This window comes from Paraflavitalea sp., assembly GCF_059502485.1.
Map to the genome: position 1 here is coordinate 142,445 of NZ_JCACET010000004.1, position 24,024 is coordinate 166,468.

Annotated in this window: 15 protein-coding genes; 8 read left to right on the forward strand and 7 right to left on the reverse strand. The window is 47.3% G+C overall.

What is annotated here, in order from left to right; translation table 11 throughout:
- Window positions 1–181: 181 nt before the first annotated feature.
- Entirely contained in the window at window positions 182–514 is a 333-nt protein-coding gene (locus tag AC5JBY_RS00645; protein ID WP_495902601.1) for a DUF3630 family protein, read from the reverse strand.
- 300 nt (window positions 515–814) lie between these two features.
- Window positions 815–1,348: a gamma carbonic anhydrase family protein gene (locus AC5JBY_RS00650; RefSeq protein WP_495902602.1), complete on the reverse strand. Its 534-nt coding sequence runs from the start codon at window positions 1,346–1,348 to the stop codon at window positions 815–817.
- A 153-nt stretch (window positions 1,349–1,501) separates the two neighbouring features.
- Between AC5JBY_RS00650 and AC5JBY_RS00655 the strand changes: the two genes are divergently transcribed.
- A complete protein-coding gene (locus tag AC5JBY_RS00655; protein ID WP_495902603.1) occupies window positions 1,502–2,680 on the forward strand; it encodes an aspartate aminotransferase family protein in 1,179 nt (392 codons plus the stop codon).
- 173 nt (window positions 2,681–2,853) lie between these two features.
- Here AC5JBY_RS00655 and AC5JBY_RS00660 read toward each other — a convergent pair whose 3' ends face one another.
- From AC5JBY_RS00660 to glpK, 4 genes are read right to left on the reverse strand one after another with little or no spacing between them, the layout of a single operon-like run.
- The gene (locus AC5JBY_RS00660; protein ID WP_495902604.1) at window positions 2,854–3,372 is read right to left on the reverse strand and encodes a RidA family protein; all 519 of its coding nucleotides are present in this window, start codon (window positions 3,370–3,372) and stop codon (window positions 2,854–2,856) included.
- Window positions 3,373–3,376: 4 nt separating this feature from the next.
- On the reverse strand, window positions 3,377–4,090 hold the full coding sequence (locus AC5JBY_RS00665) for an MIP/aquaporin family protein (protein ID WP_495902605.1): 714 nt from the start codon (window positions 4,088–4,090) through the stop codon (window positions 3,377–3,379).
- A gap of 11 nt (window positions 4,091–4,101) precedes the next feature.
- Window positions 4,102–5,664, reverse strand: a complete 1,563-nt coding sequence (locus AC5JBY_RS00670) for a glycerol-3-phosphate dehydrogenase/oxidase (protein WP_495902606.1) — start codon at window positions 5,662–5,664, stop codon at window positions 4,102–4,104.
- A 15-nt stretch (window positions 5,665–5,679) separates the two neighbouring features.
- Entirely contained in the window at window positions 5,680–7,179 is a 1,500-nt protein-coding gene (gene glpK / locus AC5JBY_RS00675; RefSeq protein WP_495902607.1) for a glycerol kinase GlpK, read from the reverse strand.
- Between the two features lie 134 nt (window positions 7,180–7,313).
- Between glpK and AC5JBY_RS00680 the strand changes: the two genes are divergently transcribed.
- Both AC5JBY_RS00680 and AC5JBY_RS00685 read left to right on the forward strand, forming a co-directional pair.
- Window positions 7,314–10,838: an amidohydrolase family protein gene (locus AC5JBY_RS00680; protein WP_495902608.1), complete on the forward strand. Its 3,525-nt coding sequence runs from the start codon at window positions 7,314–7,316 to the stop codon at window positions 10,836–10,838.
- A gap of 139 nt (window positions 10,839–10,977) precedes the next feature.
- Window positions 10,978–14,433: a TraB/GumN family protein gene (locus AC5JBY_RS00685; protein WP_495902609.1), complete on the forward strand. Its 3,456-nt coding sequence runs from the start codon at window positions 10,978–10,980 to the stop codon at window positions 14,431–14,433.
- Window positions 14,434–14,534: 101 nt separating this feature from the next.
- Here the strand turns inward: AC5JBY_RS00685 and AC5JBY_RS00690 are convergent, their stop codons facing one another.
- Window positions 14,535–17,048, reverse strand: a complete 2,514-nt coding sequence (locus tag AC5JBY_RS00690) for a DUF5686 family protein (RefSeq protein ID WP_495902610.1) — start codon at window positions 17,046–17,048, stop codon at window positions 14,535–14,537.
- Between the two features lie 144 nt (window positions 17,049–17,192).
- Here AC5JBY_RS00690 and AC5JBY_RS00695 point away from each other — a divergent pair, with 144 nt between their 5' ends.
- The 5 genes from AC5JBY_RS00695 (at window position 17,193) to AC5JBY_RS00715 (ending at window position 24,022) form a co-directional block, all read left to right on the forward strand.
- Window positions 17,193–17,840: a hypothetical protein gene (locus AC5JBY_RS00695; RefSeq protein WP_495902611.1), complete on the forward strand. Its 648-nt coding sequence runs from the start codon at window positions 17,193–17,195 to the stop codon at window positions 17,838–17,840.
- A 67-nt stretch (window positions 17,841–17,907) separates the two neighbouring features.
- Window positions 17,908–18,207, forward strand: coding sequence for a winged helix-turn-helix domain-containing protein (locus AC5JBY_RS00700; RefSeq protein WP_495902612.1), 300 nt, complete (start codon window positions 17,908–17,910; stop codon window positions 18,205–18,207).
- A 54-nt stretch (window positions 18,208–18,261) separates the two neighbouring features.
- Window positions 18,262–20,781 (forward strand): XrtN system VIT domain-containing protein, encoded by a 2,520-nt coding sequence (locus AC5JBY_RS00705; RefSeq protein WP_495902613.1) that lies wholly within the window; start codon window positions 18,262–18,264, stop codon window positions 20,779–20,781.
- Window positions 20,778–22,226 carry an exosortase N gene (gene xrtN, locus AC5JBY_RS00710; RefSeq protein ID WP_495902614.1) on the forward strand — a complete coding sequence of 483 codons (1,449 nt, stop codon included), beginning with the start codon at window positions 20,778–20,780 and terminating at the stop codon, window positions 22,224–22,226. The genes AC5JBY_RS00705 and xrtN overlap by 4 nt, the downstream gene beginning before the upstream one ends.
- Before the next feature lie 200 nt (window positions 22,227–22,426).
- Window positions 22,427–24,022, forward strand: a complete 1,596-nt coding sequence (locus AC5JBY_RS00715; protein WP_495902615.1) for a DUF4153 domain-containing protein — start codon at window positions 22,427–22,429, stop codon at window positions 24,020–24,022.
- The last annotated feature ends 2 nt before the right edge of the window (window positions 24,023–24,024 follow it).

Sequence of the window (24,024 nt, forward strand, 5' to 3'; positions counted from 1 at the left end):
AACAGTAATAACTCCTGCTTAAAACAAAAAGAGACTGCCATAAAATAGCAGTCCCTGGTTTTGTTTCAGAAGTAAAACTGTATGGTAAGCCAACGCTTGCCGGCTATGAGCGCCGGCAGGTTTCAACTAAGGTGACAGATGGTAAACAATCGTTATAAAGAAGTTCTGCCAGCTGTAAATATTATGATACGAATTTCTTCGCCTTATGGATCATCAATTTATTCTCGAGGAAATTAGCAACCTCTATCACTGCATCATTATCCTTTCGCGGCGCTTCGCGAAACTTGAAAGGATAGATGGAAATGCCGGTGTAGATGTTGTAGTGAAGTGTAAGAATGTGGCCTTTGTACAGGAAGTTCCAGGTTAAAGTATCAAAGTCGTCCTGTTTTTGAGTGAAGCGGATGGACAAATTGTCGGAGAGAATGTTGGCCACTTCATAAAAGCGTTTTAGACCGCAATCGTCGTCGATGATGGCTTCGGTACAGCCGAAGTCAGTACGTAGCGTTAGGCTCATACAGTATGGATTTATTAGTTATCTAATGGGTACGAACAGAAACTTCGTAACGGAAATTAAGATCTGAACTTTCTCGCCTTCGGTACCTTCTCTCCACTCAGTATTCGTTCTGCGCCTACATTTTTACCATTCGAAGGACAGCCGGTTTTGGGTCCGAAAAGACTACAAGAGCTGCCACACAGGATGACCATTGAACAGGCTAAAACGATTACTAATTGATGGATTTTCATAACTGGATTGCAGTGGATTTTAAACGCTCTTTAAAACTATATATATTATTCGGTAGTTGCAAGCGTGGTTCTACTTTTCCTCATCCACCTGATCGCGAAACCAGTCGGCATACTTGATATAATTGTTTGCTATTCTGTCGATTTCGCCATGTATTTGAGATTGGTCAATTGTTTTTACACGCTTCGCTGGTACGCCTGCCCAGATCGTTCCCTCGGGTATTTGGGTACCCTCCAATACGACGGCGCCGGCTGCTATAATTGTATGACTGCCGATCTCTACATTGTCCATGATGATAGCACCCATACCAATGAGCACATTGTCGTGAATAGTGCAGCCGTGAATGATGGCATTGTGCCCGATGGAAACATTATTACCAACGATCGTCTTGGTTTTTTTATACGTACAATGAACAACAGCACCATCCTGCACATTCACTTTATTGCCCATGCGGATGCTGTTCACATCACCACGTATAACCGTATTGAACCAGATACTGCAATCATTACCCATCACCACATCGCCAACGATAGTAGCATTGGGAGCAATAAAAGTGTTATCTCCGAAAGTAGGGTATGTACCATCTACATGTAATATGACAGGCATAAGTTGAAGTTTAAAGTGGAAGATTTGGTTTACTAATTTGCGGCACTACAAATATACTAAACATAGAAACGGTAATCATTGTTGAAGAAGCTCATCCCTGTAATCTGAACTTGTAACTGGTGACCTGCAACCGCCAACCCCTATCTTTGCCTCATGAATCAACGGGAGTTATTTTTTCGCCATGTGGCACAAACATCCAACGCCCCCCTCGCATTGGAGATCGTGAAAGCTGAAGGGAGCTGCCTGTGGGATGCAGATGGAAAGGAATACATCGATCTCATTGCCGGCATCAGCGTGTGCAATGTGGGCCATCGCCATCCCCGGGTGGTAAAAGCCATTAAAAAACAGGTGGATGAGTACCTGCATTTATTGGTATATGGCGAGTTCATCCAATCACCCCAGATACAATATGCCAGGCTGATCACAGACCACTTGCCAGGCTCCCTCAATTCCGTCTATTTTACCAATTCAGGTGCCGAAGCCGTTGAAGGCGCCATGAAGCTGGCCAAGCGGGTTACTGGCCGCACGCAGGTCATTGCCTTCAACCAAAGCTACCACGGTTCCACCCAGGGCGCATTGAGCATTATTGGCGATGAATACTGGCGGCGTGCATTCCGGCCTTTATTGCCCGATATATTGCACCTGGAGCACAATTCCTTTGCTTCCCTCGACATGATTACCGAACGCACAGCTTGCGTTATTGCCGAGCCGGTACAGGCCGAGCGGGGCGTATACACACCTGCCAAAGAATGGATGCAGGCGTTAAGAAAGAAATGTACAGAAACAGGCACCTTGCTGGTGCTGGATGAAATACAAACCGGGTTTGGACGCACCGGCACACTATGGGGATTTGAACAATTCAGTATTACGCCCGACATCCTGCTGCTGGGCAAAGCCTTGGGCGGCGGTATGCCACTGGGCGCATTCATTGCCGGTCAAAACATCATGGGGCAGTTGACTGATAACCCGGTGCTGGGCCATATTACCACCTTTGGCGGGCATCCTGTATGCTGTGCGGCCGGCCTGGCAGCATTGAAAGTATTGCTGAAAGAAACATTGGTGCAGGAAGTAAAAAAGAAAGAAGAGCTCTTTATAAAACAATTACAGCATCCACTAATTAAAGAGGTTCGCTCAAATGGGTTGATGATAGCCGTGGAATTTGATAGCTACGAAACCAATAAAAGGATCATCGATGCCTGTATTGCAAACGGGGTATTGACCGACTGGTTCCTCTTTGCCGCCAACTGCATGCGCATCGTACCCCCACTCACCATATCTCCAAAGGAGATTAAAAAGGCTTGTAAAATAATTCTTGAAGCAATAGAAGGATAACTTCTTTAAGTTGTCATTTTGAAAGGAGTTCCCCTTGTTTTGTCATTTCGAACGAAGCGATAGCGCAGTGAGAAATCTGCTATCGAAGCAAACGCGCTACCGCGTTCGAATTGCCCGGTCCCTTTAGGGCCGGGACTAAAAAATCACCACACCCTTCTGGGCTTTAGCCCAATTTAGTTTTCAATCTCTACAATGACTTCCACCTCCACTGCAATATTCGACGGCAGCGAACCCATACCTACTGCAGAACGAGCATGCTTGCCTTTATCTCCAAACACTTCTACCATGAGGTCACTATAACCATTGATGACTTTGGGCTGATCGCCAAAACTATTCTCACAATTCACCATGCCCAGCACCTTCACAATGCGCTTCACTTTATTGAGACTGCCCAATTCAGCTTTGAGTACCGACAGGTGGTTGATGCCCACGAGACGGGCAGCCTGGTAACCTTGCTCGATAGTGAGGTCTTTACCCACCTTGCCGGTAATGTTGGTGCCATCGGCCTTAGTAGGACCTTTACCAGATAAATACAGCAGATTGCCTACCCTAACGGCATTTACATAATTGGCAATGGGCGCGGAAGGAATGGTGAGTACAATACCTTTCTCTTTCAACTTTTGCTCGATGTCCTGCGCCTGAATATCCATAACTATAGAGGAGATAATTAAAATGAGTAGAAGCTTTTTCATTCACTCAAGATAAAAAATATTTGAATACCATGGCTGCCAGCAGGGCACCAACGATAGGTCCTACAACAGGTATCCAGGCATAACTCCAGTCACTGTTTCTCTTTTGGGGAATAGGCAAAATAAAGTGAGCGATGCGCGGGCCAAGGTCACGGGCAGGGTTGATGGCATAACCGGTGGGACCACCCAGCGAAACACCGATGCCCAACACCAATAGTGACACAGGTAATGCATCAAGTGTACCAAGTGTGCTCTGAGGTTTGATGAATAACAAGGCCCCCAGCATAAGTACAAAAGTGCCGATGATCTCGGTAATGAGGTTATTGGGAGCGCTGCGGATGGCCGGACCAGTACAGAATACTGCCAGCTTGAGGTCGCCATCGGCAGTTTGTTGAAAATGCTGGCGATAGGCCAGCCAGGCAATGATGGCACCTGCAATAGCCCCGGTAAGCTGCGCGGCGATAAAAGTGCCTACGTTTTCCCATTTGAAATCACCGAGATAGGCCAGCGCAAGCGTTACAGCAGGATTGAGGTGACCGCCGCCGCCGAGTTTGGTGGAAGCATATACACCAACAAAAACGGCCATGGCCCAGCCAAAAGTGATCACGATGAGGCCGCCATTATGGCCTTTGGTTTTATTCAACAATACATTGGCTACAACACCACTTCCAAGAAGTATGAGTAGCATAGTGCCGATAAACTCTCCGGTAAATAAATTCATATTGGCAAGAATTAAGGATTTCCAGGTAAATAAGCTTTCGCTACTGCATTAAACGCTGTCAGCTGCTGCTCCACCCACTCCGGTCCCTGCTTCATCTCGGCAGCCATCAATTGAGCTACTACAGGCGCTGCTGCGATAGCGGCTTTGGCATCCAACAGCAAAGCCCTGGTGCGGCGGCTCAACGCATCTTCAATCGTCATACACATTTCCTGCTGCACGGCCCAGATTATGGTGGCCTTCGTATAAGGCAGGTCAGGATGCAGTAAAGACCCCAGCTCAGGTTTGTTGGCTATCAGCCCATCTACACCCACTTTATCGGTACCATAATAATAATCGGCGGTAGAATAATCCGAAGTAGGTTGAGCGCCGTGGATCGCCAGCTCTTTCGTCACAGGTTCCATATAAGCCAGCGAGCCTTGCACGGCAGCAATATTGATCACGTCGGCAGCCATCTTGCGATAAGTAGTCCATTTACCACCGAGGATACTCACCAGACCGCTGTCGGAAACGATGATGGAATGATCACGTGATATCTCGGCTGTTTTCTTGGCCGTGCTTTTCACCAAAGGACGCAGGCCGGCGAAAATACTTTTCACATCAGCACGCGAAGGATCTTTGGTAAGATACCGTGCCGCATGTTCCAGGATGAATTGGATCTCATCCTCCTGCGCCAGCGGTTCATCGGAAATATGATCGACAGAAGTATCGGTAGTACCTACAATGATCTTCTCATGCCAGGGAACGGCAAACAATACACGACCGTCATCCGTATGTGGTATCATGATAGCAGCCTCACCCGGTAAGAACTCTTTATTGAGCACTACGTGAATACCCTGACTGGGAGAAATGCTCACCGGCTTTTGCGGGTCATCCATTTGTTGCACACCATCGGAGAAAACACCGGTAGCGTTGATCACCACTTTGCCTTGCACTTCATATACTTTGCCGGAAAGTTCATCCTTCACCTGCACGCCGGCCATTTTATCCTGCGCTTTCAGCAGACCGGTTACTTTGAAATAATTAAGTACAACGCCACCTTGCTCTACAGCAGTTTGGGCAAGATTGATGGCCAGCCGGGCGTCATCAAACTGACCGTCATGATACAATACGCCACCACGCAATCCTTCCGCATCCAGTGTGGGCGCCAGTTGCAACACTTCTTCGGTCGATAACCACTCGGAAGTGCCCAGCCCCAGGCTGCCACTCATCCAGTCATATACCTTTAAACCCAGCCCATAATAAGGGCCTTCCCACCATTTATAATTGGGTACGATGAACGACTGATTCTTGACGAGGTGCGGCGCATTCTGTTTCATAATGCCCCTTTCTTTCAGCGCATCCATCACGAGCTTGATATTACCTTGTTGCAGGTAACGAACACCCCCATGTACCAGCTTGGTAGAACGCGAAGAGGTACCTTTCGCAAAATCAGCCTGCTCAAAAAGAATAGTACGATAACCACGGGCAGCTGCATCTACCGCAGCCCCCAGCCCGGTAGCCCCACCTCCAATTATAATAACATCCCACGGCCCTTTATTAACTTCGAACTGCTCTATTAACTTTGTACGATTCATCAGATACTCTTTTCCTTATTTATCATCAGCCCAGGCTATGGATGCCTTCACCGCACGGTGCCATCCTTTCAACAATTGTTGAACCTGTTCAGTCGGCATATTGGGATTGAACTTGGCATCCACCTGCCACTGCTTCTGCAATTCTTCCACACTGTCCCAATAACCCACAGCCAGCCCTGCGAGGTAAGCAGCGCCCAGCGCAGTGGTTTCATACACTTTGGGACGCAATACAGGTACCTGCAGCATATTACTCTGGAATTGCATGAGCGCATTGTTGATAGTTGCGCCACCATCCACACGCAACTCCATGATGGAAATACCTGCATCGGATTCCATCGCCTTCAACACATCGTTGGTTTGATAAGCGATACTTTCCAAAGCGGCACGGGCAATATGTGCGTCGGTAGTGCCGCGGGTAACACCAAACAAAGAACCACGAGCATGCTGGTTCCAGTGTGGTGCACCCAGGCCCGCAAAAGCAGGCACCATGTACACACCATTCGTATCGGTTACGCTGCCGGCCAATGCTTCCACATCAGACGAGTTGCGAATGATATGCAACCCATCACGCAACCATTGCACCACGGCGCCCGCAATGAAAATGCTGCCTTCCAATGCATACTCCACTTTATTATGGATCTTCCACGCAACCGTGGTCAACAAATTATTGGTAGATACAACCGCTTTCGAGCCGGTATTCATCAGCATAAAACAACCGGTTCCATAAGTATTCTTCACCATGCCGGGTTGTGTGCACATCTGTCCAAACAGGGCAGCCTGCTGGTCGCCGGCAATACCCGCAATAGGAATATTGGCATGCTTCACCACGGCCTCGGTTACCCCATATATTTTACTGGAAGGTTTCACTTCAGGCAACACACTGGCCGGAATATCAAACAACTTCAACAGCTCGGCATCCCACTCACAGGTATGAATATTCAGCAGCATGGTGCGCGAAGCATTCGTTACATCAGTGATGTGCAACTTGCCGCCGGTGAGCTTCCAAATTAGCCAGCTGTCTACCGTTCCAAAAGCCAGCTGACCCTTGTTGGCCTTCTCCCGCGCACCATCCACATTGTCCAGTATCCACTTCAGCTTGGTGGCGGAGAAATAAGCGTCGATGATCAGGCCGGTTTTCTGTTGAACAGAAGCACCGTGGCCGGAAGCTTTCAGATGATCACAATACTCAGCCGTTCTGCGGTCCTGCCACACGATAGCTTTACATATTGGCTTACCCGTTTGCTTATCCCATACGATAGTTGTTTCGCGTTGATTGGTAATACCGATTGCCGCCACCTGGTCGGTAGTGATGCTTTTCTTGGCCAGCACTTCGGCCATTACGCTGAACTGGGATGACCATATCTCTTCAGGATCATGCTCTACCCAGCCGGGTTGGGGATACCATTGTTTAAACTCTTTTTGGGCTACGGTAACGATGCTGCCGGCATGGTCAAAAAGGATGGCACGGGAGCTGGTAGTGCCCTGGTCGAGGGCGAGAATGTATTTCGCAGACATGCAATCTATTTAAAGCAAAAGATAAGAAAATAAATGCTTGACAAATCACCTGAGCAACCACTCATAATAATTAAAAATCCGATTGCGCACAGAGTTGTAATTTTCTGCACGTAAAGTCAAAAACTACAAGCCTTATGAGTATCTCCTTCTTAAAAAACCGCAACCGTGGACTGATCGCTGTGCCAGCTGTATTGCTGGCGGGCGCAGTGTTGGCAGCCGCTGGCAACAATACTGCCGTCACGATAGGGCGGAATGAAACACCTGCGGACACGACCCGCAAAGACACCGTGAAATACACGGAATACAAAAGCCTTCCCCTTAAGCCCGAACGTAAGATTGCCTTTGCTACCAACGAAGGTACATGGATGTCGGTAGATGTGAGCCCGGATGGACAATCGATTGCATTCGATTTAATGGGAGACATCTATACGATGCCGATCACCGGAGGCAAGGCCACACCGGTTACAAAAGGGTTGGCATTCGATACCCATCCGCGCTATAGTCCCGACGGAAAAAAGATACTCTTTACGTCCGATAGAAGCGGCTCTGAAAATATATGGTACATCGATACCGAAAAGCAAGACACGGTACAGCTTACCAAAGATGGCGACCAGAACTATCCCGGCGCCACCTGGATGCCCGATGGCAACTATGTCATCACGGCGCGTGGCCGCCTTGATATTAAACTATGGATGGTCCACAAAGATGCAGGCAGCGGTCTACAAGTAATAGATGCTCCGGGAATCAAGACCATTGATCCTGCTGTTAGCCCTGATGGCCGTTATATCTACTTCTCTTCCCGTAATGGCTTCTGGACCTACAATGCCCCGATGCCCCAATACCAGATCGGTGTATATGATCGCGAGAATGCACGTACATCTGTTATTACTTCACGCTACGGATCAGCCTTTACACCGGTCCTTTCCAAAGACGGCAAATGGCTCGTATATGGATCGAGGTTCGAAGACAAGACCGGCCTTGTGATCCGCAACATTACAAGTGGCGACGAAAAGTGGCTGGCATATCCTGTACAACGAGATGATCAGGAATCCATGGCCACCATGGGCGTATTGCCCGGCATGTCCTTTACGCCCGACAGCAAAGCGATCGTTGCTTCCTATGGCGGAAAGATCTACCGCATTCCTATCGAGGGCGGCAAGCCAACAGAAATACCATTCACCGCCAATATGGAGTTGGAGCTTGGGCCCAGGCTGGAATTCAAATACCCGGTGTCCGATACCTCCCACGCACTGGCTACGCAGATACGCGATGCTGTTCCTTCACCTGATGGAAAGAAACTGGCATTTACGGTACTGAACCGGTTATACGTAATGGATTTCCCCAGCGGTACGCCGAGAAGATTGACCACCCATGAATTCACAGAAGCAGAACCATCCTGGTCGCCCGATGGCAACTTCATCGTATTCACTACCTGGACGCCACAGGGTGGCAACCTGTTTAAGGTGAATGTAAATGGAAAAGCTACTGTTCAAAAGCTCACCAAAGATCCCGGCTATTACTCGTCAGCTATTTTCAATCCAAAGAACGACCGTATCGTTTTCATACGTGGCAAATTGGAAAGATACAGAGAAGCCATTGGACCAGGTGCTGATAACACAGAGAACGACTTATGCTGGATGAGCACCAATGGAGGAGATATTAATCTGATCTATCGTGCCAACTTCAGGAGCAACCCGCATTTCGTAAAAAGTGTAGAAGACCGTATCTATCTGAATAGGGGCGGTAGCCTTGTATCAATCCGTTGGGATGGTACTGATGAAAAAGTACATGCCAACGTAACGGGTATTACTACCTCCGGTATCAGCAACTTTAAAGACCCCGAGCACCTGCACGACCTGAATGCTACCGACTTCTGCCTGCTTACCGAAAAAGTAGCACAGGCTATGGAAGTGCAGATGCCTTCAGGCGCAGCGCAGGTCAACATATCACCTACAGGCGACCGCGCCCTGGCGTTGGTGAACAATGATATTTTCGTATTCACCTTGCCCAACACTGGCCGTCCGGCATCGATATCCCTCGCAAACCCAGCCGGCTCATCATTCCCTGCCCGTAAGCTCACAGAGTTGGGAGGTGAGTTTCCTGTCTGGGAAGCCGACGGTAAAAAAATACACTGGTCACTGGGCAACGCGCATTTTGTATACGATGTAGACAAGGCATTGGCACAGGAAGACAGTGTGAAGCAGGCTAAAAAAGCAGAAGCCAAAAGAAAAGCCGATTCACTGGCCAAAGCCATCACCGATGTAGTGAAAGTAAAAACCGATACTACTAAAAAGCTGATCGATACGCTGGCTAAGACAGTAGTAGAGAAGAAAGAAGAATTCAAATACAAACCGCAGGAAGTAGCGATTAAGCTATACTTCGAAAAGGACTTCCCGAAAACATCCGTACTGCTGAAAGGCGCGCGCATCGTTACGATGAACGGTAACGAAGTCATTGAGAACGGCGACATCCTGGTGGTGAACAACCGCATCAAAGCAGTAGGTGCAAGCGGAACATTACAGGTGCCTGCAAACACAAAAGTGATAGATGTGGCAGGCAAGACCATTGTGCCGGGATTTATCGACACCCACTCACACATGTGGCCACAATGGGGCATACACAAAAACCAGGTATGGATATATGCTGCTAACCTGGCCTATGGTGTAACCGCTACCCGCGATCCACAAACCGCCACTACCGACGTGCTTACTTATAGCGATATGGTGGATGCCGGTAAGATTGTAGGTCCCCGCGTTTATTCAACGGGTCCCGGCGTTGGCTTCTGGATGTACAATGTGCGCGACTCTGCACATGCCAGCAGCATCCTCCAGCAGTACAGCAAGTACTACAACACCAAGTATATTAAAATGTACCTCACAGGTCCCCGCCAGGTAAGGCAGTGGATCATCAAAGCCGCGAAGGCGCAGGGATTGATGCCTACTACAGAGGGCGGTTTGAACTACAAGCTCAATATGACCAACCTGTTTGATGGTTATCCCGGGCATGAACATACTATACCGATCTTCCCGCTGTACAAAGACGTGTACAAGTCCATCGCCGAATCGAAGATGGCTGTAACACCTACCCTCTTGGTGGCTTATGGTGGCCCTTGGGCAGAGAACTTCTACTATGAGACAGAGATGCCCTACAATGATAAGAAACTGCAAAACTTTACCCCTTACGATGAATTGGCGCCCAAAACCCGCCGCCGCAACAGTGGCTGGTTCATGCCCGAAGAACACGTGTTCCAGAAACACGCCAAATCTATGAAGTCGATGGTGGAAAGCGGCGCATTGGCAGGTATCGGTAGCCATGGTCAATTACAGGGATTGGGTTACCACTGGGAACTCTGGTCTATGCAAAGCGGTGGCATGAGCACCCACGATGCGTTAAAAACAGCTACTATATTGGGAGCACAGGCATTAGGATTGGATGGAGACATCGGTAGCATTCAGGCTGGCAAACTGGCCGACTTGATCATTATGGATAAGAATCCGCTTGAAAACATTCGCAACACCAATACCATCAACATGGTAATGAAAAATGGCCGTCTGTACAATGGCAGCACCATGGATGAGGTGTATCCCACTGTACGCAAGCTGGAACGTAGCGAATGGACATTTGAAAAACCAGTCAATACAACAGGAATTAAAGAGTAGGCGAACCCCGTAGAACCAACGAATTTATCCTGCAAAAAGGCCCCGCGCACAAGCGTGGGGCCTTTCCATGTAAACTTCATCCCGAATTAATTTTATCTTGTACTAATCGATTCGTTTCTTCGTTGTAGCAACTACCGTTATGAAAAGATCCCCCTTTACCTGCTTCCTGCTGCTGGCCCTGGCCATGCTGCCACTGACAATTTGTGCGCAACAACCCATACAAAACAAGCTATTATGGCGTATTTCCGGCAACGGACTCACCAAACCATCCTGGCTATATGGCACGATACACTTGACAGATAAGCGGGTATTCAACTTTGGCGATTCGCTATATGCAGCCCTGGAAGCCTGTGAGGGATATGCCATGGAGGTAGACCCGGATTCCATAATGAGTTCCGTGCTCAAAGACGGACTGGAAAACAGAGGCCTGCTGAAAAAAGCGGTGAGCGCAAAAGATTTCGAGCGGATGAAAAAGAAATTGCAGGAACGGTTGGGTAGAAACCCGGAAGTCATCACAGTAAATGAGTTCAGGAATTATTACTACAAGCTCACAAAAGGATCAGGAAAAGAACACATGCAGTCCTTCATGGACGCCTGGTTCTATGATGCTGCTAAACGTCAGGGTAAGTGGGTAGGAGGAATTGAAGATGTAGACGACCAAAAAGGATTGGCAGAAGAGATAGAGCCCCTTTCAGAATACGTGGAAGACTTTATCAATGACTATAAGAGTAGCAAGGCCATGCTGGAAAAGATGATCAATATCTATCTGGCGGAAGACCTTGAAGGATTGGAAGATATAGCGGCGGGAGGAGGTGAGGCTTTCGTCGACAAAGTCTTGCTGCGGCGTAACCGTAAAATGGCGCGGCGTATAGATAGCCTCGCACATATCAGAAGTACATTCTTCGCTGTAGGTAGTGGCCACCTGCCAGGCGATTCGGGCGTTGTGAATTATTTGCGAAGGCTGGGGTTCACGGTCCAGCCGGTAATTTCATCCAAACACATTGCTGCCAGCACCTATCAGTTTGCAGTAAAAAATGTGCCCTGGGTAACAGTTACCTCTCAAAACAAAGCCTTTACAGTTCAACTGCCCGGACAGCCACAGGACGCCGGAAAGCTCACCGCTAACATGGACATGAAAGTATACGTAGACATCGGCGCCAACCTGGTATACCTGGCCATGGGTGTTGAAGGCACAGAAGACCTGAACATCGATACTATGATCGTACAGATGGTAAAGAACATGAGTAAGCAGGCCCGGGTTACCGAAAACCGTAAGATTGAAAAAGACGGTATAAAAGGAACCGAAATGCTGGCCAAGGGACCCGAAGCAATCTATCGTGTACGTTGCTATGTACAACCACCGATGGTATACATGACCATGGTGAGCTCCTCGATAGACACCCTTGTCCGTTCTGCAAGTGCAGAACGTTTCTTTAGCTCGCTGGTCATGCATAAAAAAGCACTGTCCAACTATGTTCCCTGGTCAGTATACACCAGCAAACAACATGCATTTTCCCTGCGTTTTCCGGGAAAGCCAGCGGTGAAATTGAGTGACGATCAGGTGCCCAATGCGATTACAACCCTGTATTCTTCCATTGACCTCAAGAACAATGTATACTTCCAATGCATGATACAGGACATGAAGAAAGGATTTTATCTCGTAGGCGACACGAACACTTTTAATTACTACAGAGATTTCATAGACAGCAATGAAGACATGCATCTGTTGAGCAGTCGCCTCGATACAGTATTGCAATATCCGGCCATGTGGTTGAAGTTTAGTTCATCACAAGATAAAACTACCTACTACAACAAAGTGCTGAACCTGCACAGGGGCAACCGCATATATTACCTCTTTGCTACTTTCGAAGATTCGGTAAAGAATAAGCAGGCCATCGACAACTTCTTTTCTTCGTTTCAGCTTTTACCACACAAGGAAAGCCAGTGGAAACAACAATCAGCGCCGGATGGGAGCTTCTCCGTTTGGTCGGCCAGCCCCGTGAGCATATATTCCGATCCCGAAGAGCCCGCTGATAAACGGATAATATTTGAGATATATGATTCCGTGGCGCCCGCTACCTGGTACGTCAACAAAACACCCTATTCATCCAACTACTGGACAGATAGTGATACCTCTTTATTACGGCGTACAGCCGACGGTATACTGGACTACGATGATAGCCTGATCAGCTTTAAATGGGTCACCAACAGTGGCTACAAAGGAGCAGAAATAACAATCGATCTGGGCGATAACCACAACGTAAGGAAAACGCGTTTACTGATCGTAGGCGATACGCTCTTCGAGATCTATAGCTTTGGACCACCGGAGATCATGTCACAGGAAAATACCCGCAAGCTACTCGAAGAATTTAGGGTGAACCATCAAACTAAATCTACCATCTTTACATCGAAAGCAGTAGCATTACTGAAAGACCTCCACTCGAAAGACTCCACTATTTTTACAGAAGCGAAAGATCAGTTAAGTCGCGTACACTTCACCAAAGCAGACCTGCCTCTCTTGCATAAAGCCATGGTTGAAACGTACTTGGATGATTCACTGGATTATGCCAATACAAACAACATGCTATTTACGATAATAACCAATTTAAAAGACGAGACTACGCCGGAGGCTGTGAAGCAAGCCTGGAAACTGTTGCCGTCTGAAAAAGAAAGATTGCGTTATAATATGTTGGGCATACTGGCCAACCATGCCACAGCTTCATCATATCAGTTGGCGAAAGAGTTGCTGCTACAGCATACGCCACAAACTGGAAATCCCCTGGCGTTTTTTGGTTTGTTGAGTGATACATTACAATTAACGTCGACCATCTTACCGGAACTATTGCCTTTATTGAGCGATTCACTGGCCGGTCCTAATATGATATCCGCGGTAGAAGAGTTATTGGATAGCAGTCTGATAGATACCAGGTTAGTGCTGGAACACAAAGAGCGGTTGTTTAAGATGGCGGAAACGGCACTTAACAATACAAACAGGGAGGAGAATTACTCCTGGTATTATAATTTCCACTCGTTGATAAGGGTGCTGGCAAAGATGAAAGACCCTGCTGCTAACCAGTGGGTGCGTAAATTTCTGTCTCAAGCTAACCTCGATGTGAAGTATACAGCGGCTCTTGCTTTGCTCAAGGTGGGCCAGCCGGTACCGGCGGCAGAGATGTTGAAGCTGGCCGCCGATAGAGGGCAACGTTTTTACCTGTACAATGAGCTTAAAACAATTAATAAGCTGGCATTATTCCCCAAACAGCACCTTACCCAGCAGGCATTGGCAGAAAGCGAATTATATGCCTCTGCAAGCGAAGACAATGAAGTGAAGAAAATGACATTTATCGGAGAACGGATAATGGTGTACAAAGGAGTTCGTAAGAAATTTTACCTGTACAAAATAGATATGTCCTACGAAGACGAAAAGATAATCAACCTTGGCATTGCAGGCCCTTATTCATTAAAGCCCGCTGGTGTAATGACGGGGGCAGGAGCCATTGGGGTAAATTGGGATAAAGATTACAATGCAGCTACGATCGATGCCGACCTCAAAGCATACTTAAAAGAAGTAGAACAATACGATAAAGAACCATAATTCATTTACACACACTGTCATTTCAAACCTCCCTTGTTTTGTCATTTCGAACGGAGCGATAGCGGAGTGAGAAATCTGCCAACGAAGCAAAGGAACTTCTATTAAAAGGCTAACCTGAAACTGGCGAACACACCAAAGCGTTTCACCTTTTCCGGAGGCAATGGAGTAGGAGCCACACGCCATATAAAATCTACGCGGAACAGTTTGAAGATATTGTCAACACCAGTGCCAACCTCTACATAAGTTTTGCCATTCAGCGATTCAAACTTATAATCCGAGCCGGCTGGCATATTATAATCCCTGTTCTCGTCACTCAGGCTGCCAATCAGCGCCTTGACAGTCCAGAACTGGCGGAACTTCAGCTTCCGCGTCAGCGGGATAAAACGGAACAGGCCATTGCCGATATTATGCTCAACGTTGATGCCGGCATAACGGTCGTGCAGGTATTCAAACCGGTTCATAAGGTTGAAAGCATACTTGTTGTAGTAGTATATCTCATTACCCGGTGCCACATCCAGCAATGTATACGGCAGCTTGCCCCAGGTACGTCCGGCAAATACATTGAAATACAACGTACCAAAAGGCGGTATCTTGGAATAATCCGAAATACTGGCACTCAGCTTATGATAATCGTATTTGCCATTCAGCACACCATTCAATCCCCTTGTATAACGTATCTCACCAATAGGATAGTCACTCCCCAGGCTATACCGGTTAAAGGTAGTTTCAAGAAATTTTTCCAGGTAAGCATAGCGGATGCGGATAGAAGCTTCAGTGGTGCTGATAGAAGAATCTCCCTTGTCGTCCACAAATAGCTTTTTATATGGAATATTAGCTACGGGATTAAAGTTCTTATGATTACCACTGAGTGTAACAGAGAAACCCGATTTGGTGGAGCCAAACAGATCGACCTTGGTTTCTTCCACCATCAGGAACTTGATAGGCACGCCAGCCTTGCGGATGGCCAGCGCGAAGATATTATCCTGGGTAATCTCGTCGTAATACTGCTGGCCCCGGTCGAAGTCATACTTGTGAGAAATAAAGATATAGGTACGGGGATTCTTATTGAAAAGATACATCCCATCAAGCTGATACTTGAACTTCTCGTCTTTGAAACCATAAGCGAGATAACCATGAAACAGGAACTTTTTGCTGAAGTGCCGGTTAGTAGCCAGGTCAAAACGGGTTCTGAAACCCTCCTGCTGATTGCCGGTGATCCAGTTGAACCAGGGACCGATCTCATAATTGCCAATATTCATATACCCACTGCCGATAAAATTAAGCGTGCGGGCAGTTCGCTTGAAAGACGGCATCTTCAGCAGCGTATCGATGGTCTGGTAGATCTTCTGTTCCGTCGTAGTCAATTCTTCATGACGTGATTCTGCCCAGAAAGAATCAGGCGCCTGTCGGGCATTAAGAGGCAAAATAGTTTCTTCCAGCAGTTTGTTCTTGCTAAGCTCCGTCACTACCGAAGCATCATTCACTTTAATATTCCGGTAAGTAGTATTCTTTCTGCCAATGGCCGACAGTGCTTTCTCGCCCGCGAATGACAGATCTACTACAAATTTATCCCGTGTAAGGAACCAGGTGGTATCATCAATCAGTGAAAACTCCTGTATAAGACTCAGCTTATCGACGAAATTGATATTCGCATCCTTCGAAAGCCGCAGGTTCATCTTTTGGATAGCCCAGGTAGTATCATGCGCCCAGCAATCACCTTCAAAAGTATTTTCACCCTTTCGTTTAGGCGTAAAAGACATGTGGATCAGCCGGCGGCCATTCACCATTTGAGAATCCAGCACCTTGTAGCGGTAATAATTATCACCGTTATCGCTGATGGGGCTCACAAACGACTTATCGAATACAGGAATGAAGTTGCTGTAAAAATTGATGTTCTGGTCCATGCCACCCAGGAAACGCGAAACACTTTCATTGTTCATGCCCAGCGTCTTCGTGCCCTGAAACACCTCACGCCGCCTGCGGGGCGATTTCTGGTAATAATAATCAGAGATGGCCTCTGTAAGGTAAATAGGCAGGAACGTATTGCCCTCTTCAGTAGTGTCGATATTATTCAGTACGAAATTGAACTTCTTGACAAAAGGCAGGTTTTGCCATTTCTCCTTCTTGATATTCTTGATATCGACTTCCAGTTTGTTGTACAATTCATAGGAGAAATTGTCAAACCGGTAACGGTCATTCCGCGGCTTGTTGCGCACAATACGTTTCCACATCAGCAACCCACGATCGATCTTTTGCCGTACCACCACTTCAGACGTAAGCTTACCTCTCTCCAACAAAATACTCAGATCGATAATGTTGTCTTTAGCCCTTTTAACAAGGTTAGAGTCGATCACCAGGAAAAAATCCTGGTAACCTACATAAGTGATTTTAATAGTATCTGTAGGCCATTGATCAAAACGAAAGGAGAAAGAGCCGGCCGAATCACTTAGTTTACCGGTACCAGCTATCCGGAATTCCATGGAAGCGAAAGGGATACGTTCATCACTGTGGGCGTCTTTGATAACGCCCCGCAGGATCTTGGTTTGGCCTTGGGAGGCCTGAAACACTAATAAGCAGCAACAAAGCCAGGCTATACTCGATAAAAATTTCTTCACGCGCGCGATTTGTACACTAATGACCAAAAATACGATTAAGACCCCTATCGGATACTGTTAAAAACATCAAAAAACAGGGGTAACGCGAGAAAAGTTTGCAAATATGGATTATTTGCACCTACTTTGTACTACAAAGTGCTTTATATGGACCACCAACACCAACCATTAGAAACGCTACAGGACATAAAACGTATAATGGAGCGATCATCACGCTTTATCTCATTGAGCGGGTGGAGTGGTATCAGTGCGGGTATTTGCGCCCTGATAGGAGCATGGGCAGCCCACACAAGGTTGGGTAGCTTTGTTGTTCGCGATACAGGGGGGCTTGGCGAATACGAAAGAGGCGGCAGTACTGGTAGTAATACAGGTGATCTGTTTTTTGACCTGCTGCTGATAGCTATTGTCACTTTTGTGGCAGCTTTTATATCGGCTTTTTTCTTTACCTATATACGCAGCAGGCGCAACGGAGTACCCTTATGGGATCGTACAGTACAACGACTGGCCTGGAATACCATCATGCCGATGGTCGTGGGTGGCATCGTGATCCTGCGGGCGTTGCAATTTGGATATTATGAATTGGTAGCGCCCGGCTGCCTCATATTTTACGGCTTAGCCCTGGTCAATGCCTCCAAATACACGCTGGGCGAAGTAAGGTACCTTGGCTACGGACAAATAATATTGGGGATACTGAATCTCTGGATAATAAACGAGGGGTTGTATTTTTGGGCCGCAGGCTTTGGCGTACTGCATATTATATATGGCGCTATGATGTGGTGGAAATACGAACGCTAAAGGCTCGAAGAAAACGCATTGCCGGTATTGTCGACTGCCGATTGCCGGCGAAGCTAAAAAAGTGACGATGAAGAACCCGATTGGAAATCTTAATAAAATATTCGACAGCCGCATACGTCTGGGGGTCATGAGCATCCTCATGGTGAATGAGGAGGTGAGCTTTAATGACCTGAAGCAAATGATGGAAGTTACCGATGGTAACCTGGCCTCCCATATGGTAAACCTCGAAGAAAATGGGTTCATCAAAGTACATAAAGGATTCATCGGCAGGAAGACCAATACCACCTATTCTATTACCAAGGCAGGAGAAAAAGCATTCAAAGAGCACATTGAAGCACTGGAAAATATGATCAGGGGAGTAAAATAATATTTTTTTTGCCTTTTCACTTTGCAATACAAAGCACTTTATAATACGCCTTATATGAAACAATTCACTACAAAACTAAAAGATCAGCTATACATCGTTGGCTTGATAGTCATCGCCATCTCACTTCTTATGTTCTCGCTGCCCCTGCTTATGGACGTACCGGCAGATCGTGTAAGCGGCTACTTCGTAGTCAACTTTGGCTGCACCATCGGGTACTTCATCGCACTCTGTGCAAGCGGCAGGCTGCGGGAAGGACGCGAAGGCCTGATTCCTTTATTTATATTGTTCATCCTCTTTCTCATCGGCGCTTGGTCGCTTAACCGCGATATGACCCTTTTCGAAGAGCCGGTGGCCTGGTTCTCAGCATTGCAGGCCATCCTTTGTGTAAACTATATACTATTTAAGTTCTTCGACATACTCCCCCGTTGGGCAAAACATACCATGATAGCGTTGCTGGGTGTGGCGGTAGTGCTATTTACTTATATGTCCCTTTTCCTGATACCATACACGATCATGGGGATCGCACTGTTTTTTGTACTGGGCATATCACTCCATGCCTGTGTGCCCCTGCTCTTCCTCATATTCTCCATCAAGCTCATGCTGAAAGTAAGCCGTGAAGACAAAAAACTTTGGTACAGCTTTGCCAGTGGCGCCGGTGCAGTAGCGATAGTCGCTATAATATTTACGATACAATGGGCGAGCGTTACCCAAACCATCAACACCACCTATCGAAAAGCAGGCGTAGCCGAAAGCAATGGCGTGCCCCAATGGATAGCCGCAGCACAGCATACATCACATGGATATATCACCGAAAGAGCATTGAAAGCCGACTTGGTATATTCAACCGCTGCCAACGGCGGAGGAGACATGGGCGACCTCTTTTGGAGAATGCCTGCACGCAGAGGCTGGGAAACAAAGAAACATGATCCATTGGTGATGGTCGCTACCTTCTTTGCCAGCAAGCCCAACCTGCAGGATGAAGACCGCATCAAAATACTGGAATCAATCTACGACTCCCGCCACCAGGCACAGGAACGCCTGTGGGGTGGTGATGATCTCTACACGGAATATATTACCTCAGCCGTACAGGTATGGCCGCAGTTTGGATTAGCCTACACAGAGAAAGTGATCACTGTTACAAATGCTGCCATGACCCGTGGCTGGAACGATCAGCAGGAAGCCGTTTATACTTTCCGCTTGCCGGAAGGTGCAGTGATCACGGCCCTTTCCCTGTGGATAGAAGGACGCGAAGAAAAAGGGATACTGACATCCAAAGGCAAAGCAGATACAGCCTATAAAACAATTGTAGGACGTGAACGACGTGATCCATCCGTAGTGCACTGGCAGGAAGGTAACACCGTTTCCGTGCGCGTGTTCCCGGTGGTGGCAGGCCAAAGCCGCAAGTTTAAACTGGGCATCACGGCGCCATTGATTAAACAACAGGGCAAACTGGTATATCAAAACATCTGGTTCGATGGACCTGCATCGAACAATGCCACAGAAGAGGTGACACTGAATTTTGAGCAGGCGCCAAACGAGCTTGTTACCCCTGCCGTGTTCAGTAGCACGGGCCAGCGTACCTGGAAACGCTCCGGTAAATATGAGCCAGACTGGAAAATACAATTGAACGAACAGCCCCTCTCTACCAATGCTTTTAGCTTCGATGGGAAAACATATACAGTTCATCCTTACCATCCACAACGATTGGCTTTCGACGCACAGGCAGTTTACCTCGATGTCAACAAGTCATGGACAAGAGCAGAGTTTGAAATGATATACGACCTGGTAAAAGACAAGCCTGTGTTCGTATATAACAACGGCTTAGAGAAAGTGACGGCCGATAACAGGAAACAGCTGTTTGAACAATTACAGGAAACACAGTTCAGTCTGTTCCCCCTCTTTGAGATCAAAGATCCGGCAACAGCCTTGCTCATCACTAAAAACCCTGTTGAATCGCCCAACCTGAGTGATCTTGCTGACAGCCGTTATATGGAGCAGTTAAAAGGCTATCTCGCTGTCAATGGCAAAGTGCGCGTGTTCAATATCGGCAACCAATTATCCCCCTACCTGAAATCATTGAAAGAGTATCGCACATTTAATTATGAGCAGGGAGAAACAGCTTTGCTGAAAGAACTGCTGGAGAAAAAGATATTTGCCCAACCCATAGAAAATGATGAACAGATCGTCATCGACGATGCCGGCATGATCATCAGAGAGCAGGACGGAGCCTTGCCATCAGCTGCCCCCGATCACCTCATGCGCCTCTTTGCTTACAACCACGTGATGCAAAAGACAGGCAGTGGCCTGCTGACCAACAAGCCGGTAGAAGATTCCGTGGTACAGGAAGCAGTGAAAGCCTATGTAGTATCGCCGGTGTCGAGCCTGGTAGTGCTGGAAACGAAGAAAGATTACGAACGCTTTGGCATCGAAGAAGGTAAGAACAGTTTGCGCAACGCATCCCTGCAGTCAAAAGGAGCAGTACCCGAGCCACACGAATGGGCATTGATCATCATCGCAGTGCTGGTAGTGCTGACCATCAAATTCAAACCCGTATTCCAAAAGAATAGGTCATGATAGACAACAAGACAATGGGGCAATCACTCGCTCGCCTCCGGCGAGTGAGGCTATTGGCAAGCCTCCGGCTTGCAACTCCGAACCAGTCAGGCCGCTTCAGCCGGCCAGACCGTACGATCGGCTGGGCCTGTGCAGCCTTCCTGTTCTACGCAGTGCTGTTGATCTACGCGCTGCACACACACATCATGTGGAAGTCGGTAAACGTGTTGTTGGGCCTGATATCCTTGCCAGTAGTTACCACCATCCGCTATGGAAACAAAGGCTACACACGATACGCTTGGGCGGCCATGTCGATAGCTGTATTATGCATATGGTTACCGGTAAACACCCTTTTCTATATCGCGGCTGCATTGGCAGTGATGTTTGTGGTCGAAAACTTTATCGGCAAAACCAACCTCTTGCCATTGGTGGTGATCGGCATGATGAGCCCTATGTTCCAATACCTGGCCGATATATTCAGCTTCCCCATACGCCTGCAATTAACTGAAGTGGCAGGTAAGGCCATGCAGCTTATGGGCAGCGTTGTACAGGTAAAAGGCAACATGATCTATTATGGTCAAAATGAGTTTTCCGTAGACCCTGCCTGCATGGGATTGAATATGATGGTGACCTCACTCTTGTTGCAGGTGCTGCTGGTTGCAATCTATCAGAAAAAATATGGACGGACCGGTTCCTGGTGGCAGGTTATCCTGCTGCTGGGTCTGGTAGCCGGTTTAAATATAATATCCAACCTCATCCGCATAATAGCACTGGTGCAGTTCAATATAATGCCCGGTACTACGATGCACGAAGTGATGGGAATTATTTGCCTGCTGGTGTATGTGGTCTTGCCTGCGGTGTATGTTACAAAATGGGTGATCAGCCGGTTTGGCAAAACAACAGTGATCAGTATAGCAGCTGATGCTAAAACTGGCAAAGTAAAACAGATCGTTGTACACGCAGTATTGGCAGTGTTGATGATCGTTGCGGCAAGAGGAGTAGTACAACGCGATACTGCGACGAATAATGTGCTGACCACCACTCCAACAGTAGAGGGGTATCGCGTGCAAAGCATTACCGATGTGTTCAAACTGGAGAATAGCCAGTCATTGGTATACATCAAGCCGATCAAAGGATTTTATAGTGCCGACCACAATCCGATGATCTGCTGGCGGGGTAGTGGGTACGAATTTAGGAAAGTAGAAAAAGGCAACGTGAATGGGCAAAGCGTATACATGGCCTTGCTGCAGAAGGAGAAGGATACACTTTATACCGCCTGGTGGTACGACAACGGCACGAAGCAGACGATCGATCAGTTTACCTGGCGCTGGGATGCTTTGCAATACAATACCAAATATGCCCTGGTAAATGTAACAGCCGACAGCCGTGCAACACTGGAACAGGAAATACAAAACATACAACGACAGCAACGATTCAAAGAATTCTTAAAGAAGTATGCCCCATGAAAAGTAAAGGTAATCCCAACTCAGTCGCCAGCCTCTGGCTGGTGACGGGTATTTCAAAGCCTCTGGCTTTGTTGCAGTAAGAATTAGAGCCTGTACTTGACTCTTGAATCACAAAAAAGAAAGAACGATTGCCAGGCCGTCCTGGTAAAAAGGTAAAGCCTGGCAATCATTATCTGAACGCACAACAACAAACCAACCGTATGAACAAGAAAATATCACAATGGATACTGGTCATAGCCGGAGGCATATTGTTCAGCCTCGTATTCTGGCAGGAAAAACTGGGCATCAACACCATTTTCTTTGACACTTTTATATTGGCAGCAATCTTCTACTTATACGCCAACGCCAGGCAAAATGCTGTGGTGAGGTGGTTGGTATTTGGCCACCTCATCTGCCTGGCTATGATCATCCTGCACAATACACTACTTAGTAAAGTAGCTTTCATTACTACCTTACTATTGATCGTTGGTTTTACAGAATACGTCCACCGGTCGGTATGGTTTGCCGGCGGCTCTGTATTATTGAACATTGTTTTTTGCGTAGCATCGATCGGCGAACAATTCAAACAAAAGAAGACCACAGGAAAGAAACGTAGGAATATATCCCGGATCATCAGGTTTGCAATTATACCCGTACTGCTGGTCATTGTTTTTTTTATCATTTATTCATTGTCCAATAGTGTCTTCCAGGAGATCACAGCAAGGGTAGAACATTATATTGGCCAATTCTTTACATCTGTATTTGATGTATTCTCTCCCCAGCGATTGTTGTTCCTGGTATTCGGTATTTATGTAACAGGATGCCTCTTGCTGCGCAGCCGGCTCAATTATTTCTCCGGCAAGGAAAGCACGCGAAAAGATGATCTGCAGCGTACCCGCCTGCCCTGGAAGAAGCGGATACAAAAAACATCCTTTGCATTTGCTGAAACGGTGATGGGCCGTTTTGCACGGGGCATGCTGGCGTTGAAGAACGAAAATACTACCGGCGTGATCACCTTGCTCTTGTTGAACGCATTGCTATTAGTGATCAATATCATCGACGTCAGTTACCTGTGGTTCGATTTCGATTACATGGGAGATGTGTTCCTCTATAAGATGGTACACGAAGGAACAGAGTTGTTGATCATGTCCATTGTGTTGGCCATGTTGGTCGTACTGTTTTTCTTCAAAGGAAACCTCAACTTCTATCGTAAGAACAAGTGGCTGAAATTCGGTGCTTATGCATGGATCGTTCAAAACAGTGTGTTGGTGATCTCCGTATTGCTGCGCGACTATTATTACATAGCCCGGTACGGCCTTGCCTATAAAAGAATTGGCGTATTGTTCTTCTTGCTGATGGTGTTGATTGGCCTGGCTACTGTATTCATTAAGATATGGCAGAAGAGAACATCCTACTTCCTGTTCCGGGTAAATGCCTGGGCTGGTATAGTCTTGCTGGTCTTGGCTTCTACCATACACTGGGATGAATTCATCGCCAGCTACAACTTGCAGCGGAAAGACCGCGTACCATTAGATGCAGAATTCCTGCTCACCCTCTCCGACAAAACACTACCCCTGCTGGATGCCAACTTGGAGGCATTTAAAAAAGTGCAGGCAGCTACGCCCCGGCAATCGTCTGGTTCAGATAGCGAAACTGACTCCTGGAGCCGGAGCAAAAACTGTGATACCTGCTTCGTAGAACAGATACTGGCACGGAAAGACCTGTTCCTGCAGCAGCAATCACACCTGAGTTGGCTTTCCTGGAACTATGCAGATGCAGCAACAGCACGATATTTAAAAGATCATAATAACCATTAACC

What these genes read in the sequence shown, in the direction of transcription:
- AC5JBY_RS00645 (WP_495902601.1), bottom strand. Translation starts at nt 514, where the DNA reads ATGAGCCTAACGCTACGTACTGACTTCGGCTGTACCGAAGCCATCATC.
- AC5JBY_RS00650 (WP_495902602.1), bottom strand. Translation starts at nt 1,348, where the DNA reads ATGCCTGTCATATTACATGTAGATGGTACATACCCTACTTTCGGAGAT.
- AC5JBY_RS00655 (WP_495902603.1), top strand. Translation starts at nt 1,502, where the DNA reads ATGAATCAACGGGAGTTATTTTTTCGCCATGTGGCACAAACATCCAAC.
- AC5JBY_RS00660 (WP_495902604.1), bottom strand. Translation starts at nt 3,372, where the DNA reads ATGAAAAAGCTTCTACTCATTTTAATTATCTCCTCTATAGTTATGGAT.
- AC5JBY_RS00665 (WP_495902605.1), bottom strand. Translation starts at nt 4,090, where the DNA reads ATGAATTTATTTACCGGAGAGTTTATCGGCACTATGCTACTCATACTT.
- AC5JBY_RS00670 (WP_495902606.1), bottom strand. Translation starts at nt 5,664, where the DNA reads ATGAATCGTACAAAGTTAATAGAGCAGTTCGAAGTTAATAAAGGGCCG.
- glpK (WP_495902607.1), bottom strand. Translation starts at nt 7,179, where the DNA reads ATGTCTGCGAAATACATTCTCGCCCTCGACCAGGGCACTACCAGCTCC.
- AC5JBY_RS00680 (WP_495902608.1), top strand. Translation starts at nt 7,314, where the DNA reads ATGAGTATCTCCTTCTTAAAAAACCGCAACCGTGGACTGATCGCTGTG.
- AC5JBY_RS00685 (WP_495902609.1), top strand. Translation starts at nt 10,978, where the DNA reads ATGAAAAGATCCCCCTTTACCTGCTTCCTGCTGCTGGCCCTGGCCATG.
- AC5JBY_RS00695 (WP_495902611.1), top strand. Translation starts at nt 17,193, where the DNA reads ATGGACCACCAACACCAACCATTAGAAACGCTACAGGACATAAAACGT.
- AC5JBY_RS00700 (WP_495902612.1), top strand. Translation starts at nt 17,908, where the DNA reads ATGAAGAACCCGATTGGAAATCTTAATAAAATATTCGACAGCCGCATA.
- AC5JBY_RS00705 (WP_495902613.1), top strand. Translation starts at nt 18,262, where the DNA reads ATGAAACAATTCACTACAAAACTAAAAGATCAGCTATACATCGTTGGC.
- xrtN (WP_495902614.1), top strand. Translation starts at nt 20,778, where the DNA reads ATGATAGACAACAAGACAATGGGGCAATCACTCGCTCGCCTCCGGCGA.
- AC5JBY_RS00715 (WP_495902615.1), top strand. Translation starts at nt 22,427, where the DNA reads ATGAACAAGAAAATATCACAATGGATACTGGTCATAGCCGGAGGCATA.